This is a genomic window from Micromonospora yongxingensis, assembly GCF_052601155.1.
Map to the genome: position 1 here is coordinate 161,535 of NZ_JBQXEO010000006.1, position 13,923 is coordinate 175,457.

Annotated in this window: 15 protein-coding genes; 10 read left to right on the forward strand and 5 right to left on the reverse strand. The window is 72.1% G+C overall.

All coding sequences use genetic code 11. The features are described from left to right. Positions 1-356: 356 nt before the first annotated feature. Positions 357-1,940, forward strand: coding sequence for a DHA2 family efflux MFS transporter permease subunit (locus ACTWLT_RS10535; protein ID WP_445318166.1), 1,584 nt, complete (start codon positions 357-359; stop codon positions 1,938-1,940). A 57-nt stretch (positions 1,941-1,997) separates the two neighbouring features. On the opposite strand, the gene ACTWLT_RS10540 is transcribed toward ACTWLT_RS10535, so the two are convergent. The 4 genes from ACTWLT_RS10540 to ACTWLT_RS10555 form a co-directional block, all read right to left on the reverse strand. Beyond that, positions 1,998-2,459: a DUF5709 domain-containing protein gene (locus ACTWLT_RS10540; protein ID WP_445318167.1), complete on the reverse strand. Its 462-nt coding sequence runs from the start codon at positions 2,457-2,459 to the stop codon at positions 1,998-2,000. A 57-nt stretch (positions 2,460-2,516) separates the two neighbouring features. Beyond that, the gene (locus ACTWLT_RS10545) at positions 2,517-3,371 is read right to left on the reverse strand and encodes an alpha/beta fold hydrolase (RefSeq protein WP_445318168.1); all 855 of its coding nucleotides are present in this window, start codon (positions 3,369-3,371) and stop codon (positions 2,517-2,519) included. Positions 3,372-3,484: 113 nt separating this feature from the next. Beyond that, positions 3,485-4,435 (reverse strand): RNA polymerase sigma factor, encoded by a 951-nt coding sequence (locus ACTWLT_RS10550; protein ID WP_445318169.1) that lies wholly within the window; start codon positions 4,433-4,435, stop codon positions 3,485-3,487. Positions 4,436-4,527: 92 nt separating this feature from the next. Next, complete coding sequence (locus ACTWLT_RS10555; RefSeq protein WP_445318170.1) at positions 4,528-5,496, reverse strand: helix-turn-helix transcriptional regulator; 969 nt, start codon at positions 5,494-5,496, stop codon at positions 4,528-4,530. A 62-nt stretch (positions 5,497-5,558) separates the two neighbouring features. Here ACTWLT_RS10555 and ACTWLT_RS10560 point away from each other — a divergent pair, with 62 nt between their 5' ends. From ACTWLT_RS10560 to ACTWLT_RS10570, 3 genes are read left to right on the forward strand one after another with little or no spacing between them, the layout of a single operon-like run. Then, positions 5,559-6,692 (forward strand): epoxide hydrolase family protein, encoded by a 1,134-nt coding sequence (locus ACTWLT_RS10560; protein WP_445318171.1) that lies wholly within the window; start codon positions 5,559-5,561, stop codon positions 6,690-6,692. A 5-nt stretch (positions 6,693-6,697) separates the two neighbouring features. After that, a complete protein-coding gene (locus ACTWLT_RS10565; protein WP_445318172.1) occupies positions 6,698-7,855 on the forward strand; it encodes a winged helix DNA-binding domain-containing protein in 1,158 nt (385 codons plus the stop codon). A gap of 21 nt (positions 7,856-7,876) precedes the next feature. Beyond that, positions 7,877-8,620 (forward strand): YqjF family protein, encoded by a 744-nt coding sequence (locus tag ACTWLT_RS10570; protein ID WP_445318173.1) that lies wholly within the window; start codon positions 7,877-7,879, stop codon positions 8,618-8,620. Between the two features lie 50 nt (positions 8,621-8,670). Here the strand turns inward: ACTWLT_RS10570 and ACTWLT_RS10575 are convergent, their stop codons facing one another. Then, positions 8,671-9,648: an aldo/keto reductase gene (locus ACTWLT_RS10575; RefSeq protein ID WP_445318174.1), complete on the reverse strand. Its 978-nt coding sequence runs from the start codon at positions 9,646-9,648 to the stop codon at positions 8,671-8,673. 313 nt (positions 9,649-9,961) lie between these two features. Here ACTWLT_RS10575 and ACTWLT_RS10580 point away from each other — a divergent pair, with 313 nt between their 5' ends. From ACTWLT_RS10580 to ACTWLT_RS10605, 6 genes are all read left to right on the forward strand, one after another. Further along, complete coding sequence (locus ACTWLT_RS10580; protein ID WP_445318175.1) at positions 9,962-10,336, forward strand: hypothetical protein; 375 nt, start codon at positions 9,962-9,964, stop codon at positions 10,334-10,336. A gap of 28 nt (positions 10,337-10,364) precedes the next feature. Beyond that, on the forward strand, positions 10,365-10,925 hold the full coding sequence (locus ACTWLT_RS10585; RefSeq protein WP_445318176.1) for a carboxymuconolactone decarboxylase family protein: 561 nt from the start codon (positions 10,365-10,367) through the stop codon (positions 10,923-10,925). Between the two features lie 4 nt (positions 10,926-10,929). Continuing rightward, positions 10,930-11,508, forward strand: a complete 579-nt coding sequence (locus ACTWLT_RS10590) for a TetR/AcrR family transcriptional regulator (RefSeq protein WP_445318177.1) — start codon at positions 10,930-10,932, stop codon at positions 11,506-11,508. Between the two features lie 157 nt (positions 11,509-11,665). Next, complete coding sequence (locus ACTWLT_RS10595; RefSeq protein ID WP_445318178.1) at positions 11,666-12,268, forward strand: dihydrofolate reductase family protein; 603 nt, start codon at positions 11,666-11,668, stop codon at positions 12,266-12,268. 120 nt (positions 12,269-12,388) lie between these two features. Further along, positions 12,389-13,252 carry a hypothetical protein gene (locus ACTWLT_RS10600; protein WP_445318179.1) on the forward strand — a complete coding sequence of 288 codons (864 nt, stop codon included), beginning with the start codon at positions 12,389-12,391 and terminating at the stop codon, positions 13,250-13,252. Between the two features lie 98 nt (positions 13,253-13,350). Further along, the gene (locus tag ACTWLT_RS10605) at positions 13,351-13,893 is read left to right on the forward strand and encodes a hypothetical protein (RefSeq protein WP_445318180.1); all 543 of its coding nucleotides are present in this window, start codon (positions 13,351-13,353) and stop codon (positions 13,891-13,893) included. Positions 13,894-13,923: the final 30 nt, after the last annotated feature.

The window sequence follows — 13,923 nt, forward strand, 5'->3', positions numbered from 1 at the left end:
TCATCACCGGCACCTGCACCACCAGCACAGAACGATCACCCCCGTCAGCAGGCCGATCGAGTGACCAGGGGGCCGCCGCACAGCCGATCCCGGGCCTCACCGGGCTGTCCTGACCGCGCAACCTGCCCTAGCTCGCGGCTCCGCCGGCTGATTGCCACCCCGACGTCCGGCCACAGTCGCACGGCCGATCGGATACGCGGCCGGGCCGTCACGAAATCCGGCGGCGAATCGTCACAGCTGGCGGTTAGTCTTCCTCCGCGCGTCGTCGTCCTGGCGCGTCGCCCCCCGCGCCTGGTAGGCGCGGCACCGCCGCCACCGCCCACCGAACGCCTGCTCAACCGACTTCAGGAGAGTTTGTGACCCAGCAATCAATCGCGACATCGGACAAGCTCGACGCTGCGGTGCTCAAGGTGGCGGGCGTCGTCGTCCTCGGCGCGATCATGTCGATCCTCGACGTGACGGTGGTCAGCGTCGCCATCCCGACGTTCCAGAGCGAGTTCGACGCGTCGTACGCCCGCGTCGCGTGGACGATGACCGCCTACACCCTCGCGCTGGCCACGGTGATCCCGCTCAGCGGGTGGGCGGCCGACCGGTTCGGCACCAAACGCCTCTACATGGTGGCGCTGGCCCTGTTCACCATCGGCTCGGGGCTCTGCGCCACCGCCGACACGATCGGCGAGCTGATCGGCTACCGCGTCCTGCAGGGCCTCGGCGGCGGCATGCTCATGCCGCTGGGCATGACCATCATGACCCGGGCGGCCGGCCCGCACCGGATCGGCCGGTTGATGGCCGTCCTCGGCATTCCGATGCTGCTCGGGCCGATCGGTGGCCCGATCCTCGGCGGCTGGCTGATCGACACCGCGAGCTGGCACTGGATCTTCCTGATCAACCTGCCGATCGGCGTCATCGCCCTGATCTACGCGCAGATGGCGCTGCCGAAGGACGCACCCGAGCCGTCCGAGTCGTTCGACTTCGTCGGCATGCTGATGCTCTCCCCGGGGCTCGCGCTGTTCCTCTACGGTGTCTCGTCGCTGCCCGAGGCGGGCACCTTCGCCGCGGCCAAGGTGTGGGGGCCGATGCTGGTCGGCGCCGCGCTGGTGGTGGCGTTCGTGCTCTACTCGTTCAAGCCCCGGCACCCGCTGCTCGACCTGCGGCTATTCAGCAACCGCAACCTGACCATCGCCTCGGTGACCCTGTTCGTCTTCATCATCGCGTTCATGGGCGCCGGGCTGCTGTTCCCGAGCTACTTCCTGCAGGTGCGCGGCGAGACGACGTTGACCGCCGGTCTGCTGATGGCCCCCCAGGGCATCGGCGCGATGATGACCATGCCGATCGCCGGCATGCTGGCCGACCGGGTGCCGATCGGTCGTACCGTCCCGTTCGCGCTGGCGCTCATCGTCGCCGGGTTCTTCAGCTTCACCCAGGTCGACCCGCAAACCTCGTACTGGCTGCTCGGCGGCTCGCTGTTCGTGATGGGTCTGGGCATGGGCGGCACGATGATGCCGATCATGACGTCGGCGTTGCGGACGCTGCAGGCCCACGACGTGGCACGCGGCTCGACGCTGGTCAACATCCTTCAGCAGATCGGCGGCTCGATCGGCGCCGCGGTGATGTCGGTGATCCTCACCAACGAGCTGAACGGCTCCCGGCCGATCCCCGGCCTGGTGGACCCGAGCGGCGAGCCCGTCACCGAGGCCGGGTTGGCCATCGCCGCCCAGCAGCGACCGGAGCTGCTCCAGCAGACGCCGGTGGACCCGTCGCTCATCGAGCGTGGCCTCGACTTCGCCGCCAACTCGTTCGCCACCACGTTCTGGGTCGCGTTCGCGCTGGTGCTGGCCACCTTCATCCCGGCCGCCCTGCTGCCGCGCCGTCGCCAACCCGCGCAGCCGCTCGACGACCAGCAGGGCGAGCTGGTCAAGGCGCCCGTCGTCATCCACTGAGCGGCCCACCCGCCGCGCTCGGCACCCCTCGTGGTGCCGAGCGCGGCGGAGCGGCATTCAGCGAAGCGGGCCGTCCCCGGGCCCGTTCGGGTCCTCGACCAGGTGCATCGCGGCCTCCTCGGCGCTGGCGGCGCCTCCATCGATGCCGACGTCCCACGCCACCGACTCGGCCTGCTCGTCCTCGCCGAGGCCCTCGTCGTCGGCGACGAGGCGACCCGCCCGCGCCTCGCGGTCGTATCCCCGCCGGGTCAGCTCATCCTCGTCGTCGACGCCCTCGGCGTACGGGTCGGTGTCCGGTTCCTCCTGGGCGAGGTACTGCTCCAGAGACTCGCCCGCACGCTCCTCGGCGGGCGTGGTGCCGAACCGGTTCGCTCCCGTCCAGTGGTCCTCGGCGATGATGCCGGTGTCGAGTGGGTCGCTGACGCGGTCGTCGTCCAGGGTGTCGGAGGCGTCCAGGACCCCGTCGTCCTCGGCCACGTTCCAATCCTCGACGGAATCCATCCGTTCGGTCTGGCTCACGGTGGTCTCCTCCTCCTCACGGTGCAGCGATCAGACCACCCTACGGCCGCCCGCCGGTCAGCGCTCCAGCAGCTCCACCACGGCGCGGGTGAACTCCGCCGGTTGCTCGATGTGCCCGAAGTGCCCGCTGTGCTCCAGCAGCACCAGACGCGAGTCCTTCAGGCCCTCGTGCAACTGCTGCGCCCAGCGCGGGCCACAGATGAAGTCGTGCGCCCCCACGATCACCACGGCCGGCACGGTGATCTCGGCGAGGCTCTCCCGGACGTCGAAGGGCGTCGGGTCCTGCGCACCCGCCGGTGCCGACCAGGCCCGCACCGCCGCCTGGAACGGGGCGAACTCGGACTTCCGGGACCAGAAGTCCGCGAAGTACACCGGCAGGGCCGCGCGCAGGCCGGCGCTGAGCGCCTCGTCGTCGGTGGCGGTGACGGCCTGCTGGAAGGCGGCCGGGATGTCCGCCGCCTCCGGCCGGTCGGGGTGCCTCAGCGGGTACGCCGTGAGGCCGGCCATCGCCTCGGCCCAGAACTCGGCGCCGGTGACGGGCGAGGTGTCGTACAGGGCGAGGCCGGCGACCCGGTCCGGGTGCGCCAGCGCGTACCGCTGGACGACGAAACCGCCGTGCGAGTGGCCGAGCAGGTGGACCCGGGGCTCGCCGAGGTGGTCGACGACGGCGTCGAGGAACCGGACGTACGTGTCGAGCCGGTAGTCGGCGGCGTTGTCGAGCCGCCCGGAGGCGCCCGTGCCGACCGGCTCGACGTACACCAACGTGAAGTGCTCTTCGAGGCTCGGCATCCGCAGGTAGGCCCACTCGATGCCGGGGCCCCCGGAGTGCACCACGCACACCGGGCCGCTGCCGGCGACGTGGTAGACCTGCCGGACGCCGTCGACGGTGACCTCGTGGCTGGTGGAACTCATGAACCATCTCCCGATGCGTGACCCGTGCGGCGTGTGCCGGCACGGCAACTGGTGACTGACGCGGACCAGATGCGCGGGTCGATCGGAAAGTTCGCTCGGTCGGGAAAGTTTTCTCAGACGGCCGCCGGCCGGCCGGTCTCCCGTGCCGCGACCGGGTGGAAGAGGGTGAGCTGGCGCACCCGCCCCTCGCGCAGCACCTGCAGCCACAGCGCACCGGGAGGGCAGTGCTCCGGGTCGTCCGGTGGGCTGATCAGGTCGGTCTCCCAGATCACCACGTCACCGCTGGCCACGACGTTGCGCAGCCGCTGCCGTACCCCGTCGGTCAGGTCCTTGGTCATCCCGTGGATCGCCAGGTCGATGCCGCCGCGCAGGCCACCCGGGGCGAGCATCTCGGCGTCCGGCCACCAGCTCTCCCGGACCACCCGGTCGAAGTCGCCGCGCATGGCCGTCGCGATCATGTCGCGGCCCTCGCGCCACCGGGCGTCGCTCGACGCGCCGACGTCGGCGTGCGCGGCGGTCGCCGCCGTCCGGAGGCCGCCGGCGAGCGCGCGACGGGCGTGGCTGAGGCGGCTGCGGACGGTGCCCACGGGCACGCCGCACACGGCGGCGATCTGCTCGTACGAGGAGGCGTCGCTGAAGTAGCGCAGGAGGGTCACCATCCGGTCGGGCTCGGACAGCGCGTCGATGGCGTGCCACACCCAGTCGCGCATCGCGCCGCGGTCCAGCGCCTCCTCGGGTGTGGGCGTGTCGGCGGGGCGGGCGAACCACTCCGGTTCGGCGACCGGGACCGGTCGGGGCGCCCGCAGCGCCATCCGGGCGTTGTTGCGGACGATGGCCCGCAGCCACGGGCCGACGGCGGCCGGGTCGCGCACCTCACCGACGCGGCGCAGCGCCACCACCATCGCGTCCTGCACGGCGTCGTCGGCGTCCGGCCCGTAGCCGAGCAGGCTCAGGGCGACGGCGCGCATCGCGGCCTCGTGGCGCGCCAGCAGCACTCCCAGCGCCGCCGCGTCTCCCGCCTGAGCGAGTAGGACCAGCTCCGCATCCGCCTGCACCGCGCCCATTTCCCCCGTTGTGTGGCTCGTTGGCCGTTTCCGCCGTTGCCATCGGCCGTTCGAGCGTACGGCGAACACCTGTGCCACCGCCGAGGGCCGACCTACCCGGGCCGGGAGCCGACTGCCCGGGTCGCCCGCCCGCCGACCTCACGGAGGTACGCGACCAGCTCCGGCGGCTCGTGCACCTCGAACTCGCAGCCGAGGGTCAGCAGGCGCCACGCCAGCCACTCCAGGGTGTCGGCGTGACTGTGCAGCCGGCAGCTGCCGGCGTCGATCGGCTCCAGGTCGACCGGGGAGCCGCCGAGCGGGCCGGCCATCCGCTCGACCGGTGCGTGCAGGGTCACCACAGCGCGGTAGACCGGCGTCAACTCCAGCAACTTCTCCGTCACGAACGCCGCGGCGTCGGTGGCCGGCAGTGGGCGGGGCGCGACGCGCGTCCTGGTGGTCCGCTGGTCGGTGATCCGGTCGACCCGGAACATCCGCCAGTCGACCCGGTCGTTGTCGTAGCCGACCAGGTACCAGCGGCGGCCCGCCGACACCAGCCGGTACGGCTCGACCAACCGCTCGCTGTCGACGCCGTCGCGCCGACGGTAGGTGAACCGCAACTGCTCGCGGTTGGTGACGGCGGCGGCCAGAGCGCTCAGGTGCTCGGGGTCGACCATCGGCCGGCTCCAGGTGAGCAGCGGTTCGGTGGCCGCCCCCAGCGTGCTGACGCGGTGGCGCAGCCGGGACGGCAGAACCTGTTCGAGCTTCGCCAGCGCCCGTAGCGACGCCTCCTCGATGCCGACCACCGCGTGACTGGCGGCGGTCCGCAGACCGAGTGCGATGGCGACCGCCTCCTCGTCGTCGAGCAGCAACGGCGGCATGGCCTTGCCGGCGACCATGCGGTATCCGCCGATCGCGCCCATCGTGGCCTGCACCGGGTAGCCGAGGTCGCGGAGTCGCTCGACGTCGCGGCGGATGGTGCGCAGGCTGACGCCGAGACGGGTGGCCAGTTCGCTGCCGGGCCACTCGCGCGGGGTCTGCAGCAGCGACAGCAGGCCCAGCAGCCGGGCGGGGGTGTCGGACATGGCTCCAGAATGCCAGCGATGTGTGTCAGAACCTGACCTACATGACCCGTAACGTGCCCGGCATGACGCCATTCCGCATCGACATCCCGCAATCTGACCTCGACGACCTGCGTGAGCGGCTCTCCCGAACCCGGTGGCCCCGCCCGGTGCCCGGCACCGGCTGGAGTCGCGGGGTGCCGCTGGACTACCTCCGCGAGCTGGCCGAGCACTGGGCGGACGGATACGACTGGCGGGCGCACGAGGCGCGGCTGAACGAGTTCCCCCAGTTCGTCACCGAGATCGGCGGGCTGGACGTGCACCTGCTGCACGTCCGCTCACCGGAGCCGGACGCGCTGCCGCTGCTGCTGACGCACGGCTGGCCGAACTCCGTGGTCGAGTTCACCGAACTGGTCGGTCCGCTGACCGACCCGCGCGCCCACGGCGGGGATCCGGCGCAGGCGTTTCACGTGGTGGTGCCGTCGGTGCCCGGCTACGGTTTCTCGCAGGCGCCACCGGCCGGGTTCACGGTCGACCGGCTCGCCCGGATGTGGGTCGAACTGATGGCCCGCCTCGGCTACGACCGCTACGGCACGCAGGGTGGTGACCTCGGTGCGTACGTCGCGCCGGAGGTGGCGACGGTGGCACCGGAGCAGGTGGTGGGCGTGCACATCGACGGAGGGTTCGGCTTTCCGACCGCGGCCGACGTGCCGGACATGACCGAGGCGGAGCGCGCCGAGTGGGAGCAGATGCAGCAGTGGATGAGCGGCGGCGTGGACCATCACGCGCTGCTGCGGGCAGCGCCACAGACCCTCGCGTACGCCTGGAACGACTCGCCGGTCGGGCTGCTGGCCTGGATGATGCAGAAGTTCAAGGAGTTCACCATGACGGTCCCGACCCCCGAGCAGGCCATCGACCGGGACCACCTGCTCACCAACGTGAGCCTCTACTGGTTCACCGGCACGTCCGGTTCGTCCTCCTGGCCCATGTACGAGCGACTCACGCTGGCAGACGACGGCGGTTTCGCCTGGCCCAGGGGACAGCAGCGGGTGCCGTCCGGGGTGTACGGCGGCGGGTCCGCGCTGATGCGGCGCCTCGCTGAGCAGCACAACACCATCGTGCACTGGCCGCAGGGCAACCCCGGCAGCCACTTCGTGGCCATGGACGAGCCGTTGGCGCACGCGGCCGACATCCGTTCCTTCTTCGCGGGCCTGCGATGACCGACGTGAGCTGGGCACAGGTGTGCGCCCGGCGCCTGGAGCGGCACGGCCTCTCCGCGCCGGGGCCGACCGGGCCGGGGTCCGAGCCGGACGCCGACGCGGTCGCCACCGTGGTGTCCGCGACCTGTGGCGCACACGCCCAGGTCGCCTCCGCCGCCGAGCTGTCGGTCGGGATACGGGTCCCGGGCGCCACCCGTACCCTGGTGCGCCAGGCACTGTGGACGGAGCGCACCCTCGTCAAGAGTCGAGGGCCGCGCGGGACGGTGCACCTGCTCGCCACCGCGGATCTGCCGATGTGGACCGGCGCGCTGTCGGCGATGCCGGCACCGCCACACGATCCGAGCCGTGACCTGCTGACCCCCGAGAAGACCGAGCAGGTGCTCGCGGCCATCACCGCCGCCCTCGCCGAGACCGAGCTGACCACCGTCGAGCTGACCGAGCAGGTGGTCGCCCGCACCGGCCCCTGGGCCGGCGAACGGGTCATGGACGCGTTCCAGGACAAGTGGCCCCGGTGGATCGCCGCGATGGCCGCCGCCACCCGCGGCGGCATCATCTGCTTCGGACCCAACCGTGGCCGCGCCACCACGTACACCAGCCCGGCGCGGTGGCTGCCCGGGTTCGCGCCGATGGACGGCCGGGCCGCGCTGGCCGACCTCGTCCGGCGTTACCTGTACGCGTACGGCCCGGCCACGCCGGCGCAGTTCGCCCGGTGGCTGGCGGCACCGGCGCCGTGGGCGGCGAAGCTGTTCGACTCGCTGGACCTGACGGCCGTGACGGTCGAGGGCACGCGGGCGTGGGTCGCGTCTGGTGACACCGACTTCCCGGACGACCGGCCGTCCGGGTTGCGGTTGCTGCCCTACTTCGACGTGTACGCCGTGGGCTGCCACCCGCGCGAACGGCTCTTCCCCGGGGCGGCCGCCGAGCGGGCGCTGGCCCGTGGGCAGGCCGGCAACTACCCCGTGCTGCTGGTCGACGGCACGGTCGCCGGGGTGTGGCACCACCGTCGCTCCGGACGCGCCATCCAGGTCACCGTCGAGCCGTTGCGGACGCTGGCCGCCCGTCACCGCACGGCGCTGGAGGAGCAGGTCGAGCGGATCGGTCAGATCCTGGAGGGCAGGCCCTCGTTGACCGTCGGCCCGGTGGCTGTCGGCCCACACGCCTGAGCGAGGGGCAGGATGAGGGGTGTGGACATCGAGCCGGTCGACTCCGCGCCCCGACGGGCGTTCCCCTGGGCGACCCTTCGGCAGCGCTGGGAGGATCTCACCTTCCTGCACTGGGCCGTCGCGCCGGAACTCGTCGCGCCGCTGCTGCCCGCCGGCACCCGACCGGACACCCTGGACGGCGTCAGCCACGTCGGCCTGATCGGTTTCCGGATGGTCGGGCTGGGCCTCGGCCGCGGCCCCGGAGTGCCGTATTTCGGCACCTTCTGGGAGACCAACGTCCGGCTCTACTCGGTCGACGACACCGGCCGGCGGGCGGTGGTGTTCCGGTCGCTCGACGCGTCCCGGCTGGTCCCGGTGCTGGTCGCCCGGGCGACGCTGCGGCTGCCGTACCTCTGGTCGTCGATGCGGCTGGACCGCGACGGTGACCGTCGCACCTACCGTTGCCGGCGCCGCTGGCCCGGCCCGGCCGGTACGACGAGCCGGATGACGGTCCGGGTGGGGGAGCGGATCGCCGACCCGACGCCGCTGGAGCACTTCGTCACCGCCCGCTGGGGGCTGCACACCCGAGCGTACGGGCGCACCCTGCACCTGCCGAACTGGCATCCGCGCTGGCCGCTGCACCGGGCCGAGCTGCTGCACCTGGACGACGAGCTGGTCACCGCCGCCGGGCTGCCGGCGCTGGCCGGACCGCCGGTCAGTGTGCTGTATTCCCCCGGCGTTCCGGTCCAGTTCGGCCCGCCGGTCACCGTGGGCCGGCCCGGCTGACCGGCGGGCGCCGATCTGCCGGGCCGGTCGGCCACGTCGTTTGTCGAGCCTCAGTAGCGGCCACCTTCCGGCGCGGGCAGCGCGTCGAGGTCGGCCAGGTCCTCGGCGCTGAGCCGCACGTCGCCGGCCGCACAGTTGTCCACCAGGTACCGGGGCGTCTTGGTGCCGGGGATCGGAACGACGTGGCGGCCCTGGGCCACCACCCAGGCCAGCGCGACCTGCGCGGGGCTGACACCGGCCCGGTCGGCGATCTCGCGGACCCGGCCGACGATGGCGAGGTTGGCACGCAGCGCCTCCTGCTGGAACCGCGGCAGACCGCGTCGGAAGTCGTCGGCGGGCAGATCGTCGAACGAGGTGAACCGGCCGGCGAGGAACCCTCGGCCCAGCGGGGAGAACGGCAGGAAGCCGATGCCCTGCTGCGCGCAGTACGGCAGCACCTCGGCCAACGGGTCGCGCGTCCACAGGGACAGCTCGGACTGCACCGACGCCACCGGGTGCACCGCCTGGGCCCGTGCGATCTGGGCCGCCGTCACCTCGGACAGGCCGAGATGGCGGGCCTTACCCGCCGCCACGACCTCCGCCATCGCACCCCAGGACTCCTCGATCGGCACGTCCGGGTCGATCCGGTGCAGCTGGTAGAGGTCGACGTGGTCGGTGCCGAGCCGGCGCAGGCTGGCGTCGATCGCCGCCCTGATGTGCTCCGGACGGCCGTTGTTGCCGATGGTCGGTGAGTTGCCGGGGCCGCCGGTGGGGGAGGTGACCACCAGCCCGACCTTGGTGGCCAGGACGGCCCGCTTCCGGTGGCCACCGGCCAACGCCCGACCGACCAGCTCCTCGTTGGTGTACGGCCCGTACACGTCGGACGTGTCGATCAGCGTGGCGCCCAGGTCCAGCGCCTGTCGGATGACCGAGATCGACGTGTCGTCGTCCCGGGGGCCGGTGATGTCGTAACCGTGGCTCATGCCCATGCACCCGAGGCCGATGACGCCGACCTCGGGACCCGCACTGCCCAGCGTGGTGGTTCGCATGCGTCCACGCTACGACCGGCTCGGGCAGCCGGCACGGCCGGCACTCTCAGGTCGTCGCGGGACCGTCGGCGAAGGGCGGGACGATTCACATCCGAGAGTTCGGCTGGTCCGACCGCGTCGCGGCGTTGTGGACCGCTGCGAGACCCGCCGAGCTGGAGACGGGTCGAGCCCGCCTCTTAGGAGCGACGCGTCACGCTGAGTGACAACCGTCACCGGGTCGTCGTTCGGTACCGGACTCATGAGTCCGGTACGTTGGCTGAACCGGACCCGTGAGTCCGGATATGCCCGGCGGTGACGTCCCAAGGAGTTCCCAGTGATGAACCAGGTGCGGATCAGCGATGCCCTCCGCCAGGTGGCCTTTGAACCAACCCTCGACGTGAACGAGGCGCTGGACCGGTTCTATGCCCCCGACTACACCCACCGCAGCGACGGAAAGACGCTCGATCGGGCCGAATTCGCCGAGATGGTGGCGCGCGTGCGGAGCCAGATCGTGAGCGGCACGGTGACCGTGCTCGACGAGCTGCGAGACGGCTCCCGTTACGCCGAGCGGCACGTCTTCGAGATCACCATGGCCGACGGGTCCACCGCCCGCCGGGAGATCGCGGTCTTCGGGTCGTTCGCCGAGGACGGCCGTTTCCAGCACCTCAGCGAGACGGGTTTCGACCTGCCCGCGAGCCGCGCCCACTGAGTGTCCGACGACAGCAACGGAGAAGACCATGCCCCGCCTTGCCGACCCCGACCCGAACGCCATCCCGGACGACGTCCGCGACTTCCTGTCCGCCCTGCCGCCCGACCCGCTGGTCAAGATGCTGGCGCACTCGGCCGGCACGGTGCAACTGTTCATCCAGCTGGCAAGGGCGCAGTTCACCTCGCTGGAGCTTCCCGCCCGCTCCCGGGAACTCGTCATCCTGACCGTCGCCGAGTATGCGGAGTGCGAGTTCGTCGCGGCCCAGCACCGGCCGATGGCCGAGGCGGCCGGTGTCGATCAGGTCACCCGGGAGATCATCAGCAGGCGGGATCCCGACCATCCAGCGCTGTCGCCGTACGACCGGGCGGTCATCCGGTTCGTCGCCGAGGTGGTACGGCGGCCGCGCGTCTCCGACGACCTCTTCGAGCAGGTGCGGCAGGTCCTCACCGAGCGCGAAATCGTCGAGGTCCTCCAGGTGACCGGCTACTACTGGTCGTTCGGCCGGGTCTGCACTGTGCTGGACGTCGAGATCACCGAGGTGTACAGCGACGGGTCGGTGTCAGCCGGTGACGCCGACCGGGCAGACTGAAACCGTGACCCAACCCGACGACGCCCGGGCGCCGACCGGATCGGATTCGTCCCATCGGCGCCTCGATGCTCGGCGGAATCAGGAGCGGATCATCGCGGCTGCCCGGGAACTCTTCACCGAGCAGGGCCTCCAGGTGACCGTGCCGCAGGTGGCAGAGCGCGCCGGAGTGGGCCGGGCAACGGTCTACCGCAGCTATCCCACGAAGGAAGACCTGGTCATCGCGGTGGCGCGGCACCAGTTCCAAACGCTGGAGCGGCGCACCCGCGACGCGCTCGACGGCCCCGACCCGTATCGGGAGCTGTCCGCATACGTCCCCGACCTGTTCGACCGCCTCGCCAGGGACCGGGTGCTCGCGGACGCGTTCTTCGACGGCCGGCTGGTACCCGCCGCCCGCATCCTCGGCCTGATCGGCCAGCTGACGGCGGCGGCCATCCCGTCCGGACGGATCCGGGCGGACATCAGCGAGCTGGACATCCGGGTGATCCTCTGCGGACCGGTCCGACAGTTGATCGTGCTGGACCAGCGCGACCCGGCGGTGTGGCGCCGGTACGCGGACATGGTGCTCAACGCGCTGCGCCCCTGAGGGCACCGCTCATCACTGGGAGCTTGACCCAGGTGATGTCGAGCCCCTGCGGTCTCCTCGAATTTCTCGGCCGGTTGTGTCGAGCGCGGTGGTGCCGGCTTCGACCACACAATGAGGGCCGGGTTGGCCACGCTGACAGAGACCAGGGAGTGGATCGATGACGAAGGTGACGACCGGGGCGACGATGTCATTGGACGGCTACATCGCGGACCCGTCCCACGGTGGCTTCGAGTACCTGTTCCAGTGGTACGAGAACGGCGACGTCGAGACGCCGACGGCCCATCCCGACCTGACGTTCCGGACCTCCGCCGTGAGCGCGCGGCACCTGCGCGACCTCACCGAGCGGACCGGCGCGCTGGTGGTCGGTCGGCGGCTCTTCGACATGACCGACGGGTGGGGCGGCCGGCATCCGCTGGACGTGCCCGTGGTGGTCGTCACGCACAGCGTGCCGGACGGCTGGGAGCCGGAGAACGACTCGTTCGTCTTCGTGACCGACGGCATCGACAGCGCGATCGCGCGGGCGAAGACGATCGCCGGCGACAAGGAGGTCGGCGTCAACGGCGGGACGATCGCCGCCCAGGTGATCCAGGCCGGGCTGCTCGACGAGGTGCACGTCGACCTCGTCCCGGTGGTGCTCGGTGACGGCATCCCGCTCTTCGCCGACCTGAAGATCGCGCCACTCCAACTGGACGGGCCCATCAGCGTCGTCGAGGGCACCGGGGTCACCCACCTGGCCTACCGGGTACGCCCGGCGGCCTGACACGCCCGGGTCGGTCCGGACCGGGCCGGCCCGGGTGGCCGTCCCCGCCATACAATCGACGATGTTCACTGTCAGTGGCGGGGGCATGGCAGACGGCTACCGGCGAGGGTGGTGCGGGAGATGGGACCGGACGAGCGGGAACGGCTGTTCGAGCGGGCGCGGGAGCTGTCGACGCGGCAGGGGACCTGGGCCGAGGCGGACCGTCTGTGGGTCCAGGTGATCGACGCCTACCGGCAGGCCGTGCGGGGTCCGGGCCGGACGGACCGGCACGATCAGCAGCAGTTGGCCCGGGCGTTGTGGCGGCGGGGGATGCTGTTGTCCGCACGCGGCCGGGCCGCCGACGGGATGGCACCCGGCGGTGAGGCGGTCACCATCTTCGAGCGGGTGAACGACGCGGTGGCGGCCGAGGGTGGGAACGTGGCCGACCCGCCACGGGATCAGGCCCTCGCAGAGCTGATCACCGCCCTGGTGGACCTGGCGGAGGTCGCGTTCGCCGCCGGTCAGCCCGCCACCCGCATGGAGTTGGTGGAGCGAGCCGTCGCGGTGGGCCTGCTCACCGTCTCGCCGCCGTCCGCCGGGCCGGCCACCAGGGAGGCGATGGGCACCGCGTACCACAATCAGGCGACCGCGTTGCTGCACCAGGCGGTCACGCGGCCCGCCTCGGACGAGGTCATCCGCGAGGCCGCGCTCGCCGCGTCGCGGGCCTGCGAGCTGCGCCAGAAGCTGATGGACCCGCTGCGCCCGCTCAGTCTCTGGGAGATGGCCAACACCTACGGGGTCTACGCGCAGTGCCTGGCACTGATCCGCGACTTCGACCGCGCCGACATGGTGCTGGGGCTCGGCAACCGACTGGTGGAGCTGCTGGGGCCGGCAGGCGCGCAGCCCGCCCTGAAGTTGCGCGTGGCGGCGCAGATGGTGGCCCGGGAGAGGGCGACGTCCCGAGGTTCGACCGGCTCACGTCGCTGGGGGTGGCGGAGGAGCTGACCCCGGGCCGGCGAGGTGGTCCAAGTCGCGGAGCAGTCCCAGGCAATGCGCCTCGCCGCGACCGCGACCACCGCCGGCCGAGGCGTTATCCTGCGCCCGTGGAGGTCACGACGGAGGGCGAGCGGCTGGCCGCCGACCTCGGTCGGTGGCTGGGCGACCTGACCTTCGTCGACCTGGACGCCGACGAGGTCACCACGCGGGTGATCGAGTCGGTGGCGCGGTGGGCCGAGGCCCAGGGCTGGCGGGTCTACCGGCGCGCGCCCAGCGTCCTGCCGCTGCCACCACCGCTGGAGCAGCGGCACTCGGTCCTCGACGTGGCGTGCGCCCGCCCCGACGGCCCGCCGGTCGTCGTGGAGGTCGACCACACCGACCGGGCGCGGACGGTGCAGAAACTACGGGCGGAGGCGGACGCCGGTCGGATTCCGCTCTGGGTGCGCTGGGGAACCGGACGCTTCACCGCGCCCCCGCCGCCGGTCCGGATGGTGACTGTCGAGGTGACCCGGCGTGCCGGGCCGGCGGGGCGCGGGCGGCTGCACAGCCGCACCGGCGACCGGCCCGCGCCAGCTCACTCGGCCGGTGGCGGCACGGCGGCCGCGCAGGCGCTCCCGATCCCGCTGACCGACCCGGAGCAGCCGGTCTGACCGACGCGCTTCCGGGCGCCGTGAAGGGCA

Bases quoted from the DNA above. Each gene is read 5' to 3' on its own strand.
- ACTWLT_RS10600 (WP_445318179.1), top strand. From the start codon at position 12,389: ATGGGACCGGACGAGCGGGAACGGCTGTTCGAGCGGGCGCGGGAGCTG.
- ACTWLT_RS10575 (WP_445318174.1), bottom strand. From the start codon at position 9,648: ATGCGAACCACCACGCTGGGCAGTGCGGGTCCCGAGGTCGGCGTCATC.
- ACTWLT_RS10585 (WP_445318176.1), top strand. From the start codon at position 10,365: ATGCCCCGCCTTGCCGACCCCGACCCGAACGCCATCCCGGACGACGTC.
- ACTWLT_RS10545 (WP_445318168.1), bottom strand. From the start codon at position 3,371: ATGAGTTCCACCAGCCACGAGGTCACCGTCGACGGCGTCCGGCAGGTC.
- ACTWLT_RS10550 (WP_445318169.1), bottom strand. From the start codon at position 4,435: ATGGGCGCGGTGCAGGCGGATGCGGAGCTGGTCCTACTCGCTCAGGCG.
- ACTWLT_RS10555 (WP_445318170.1), bottom strand. From the start codon at position 5,496: ATGTCCGACACCCCCGCCCGGCTGCTGGGCCTGCTGTCGCTGCTGCAG.
- ACTWLT_RS10595 (WP_445318178.1), top strand. From the start codon at position 11,666: ATGACGAAGGTGACGACCGGGGCGACGATGTCATTGGACGGCTACATC.
- ACTWLT_RS10560 (WP_445318171.1), top strand. From the start codon at position 5,559: ATGACGCCATTCCGCATCGACATCCCGCAATCTGACCTCGACGACCTG.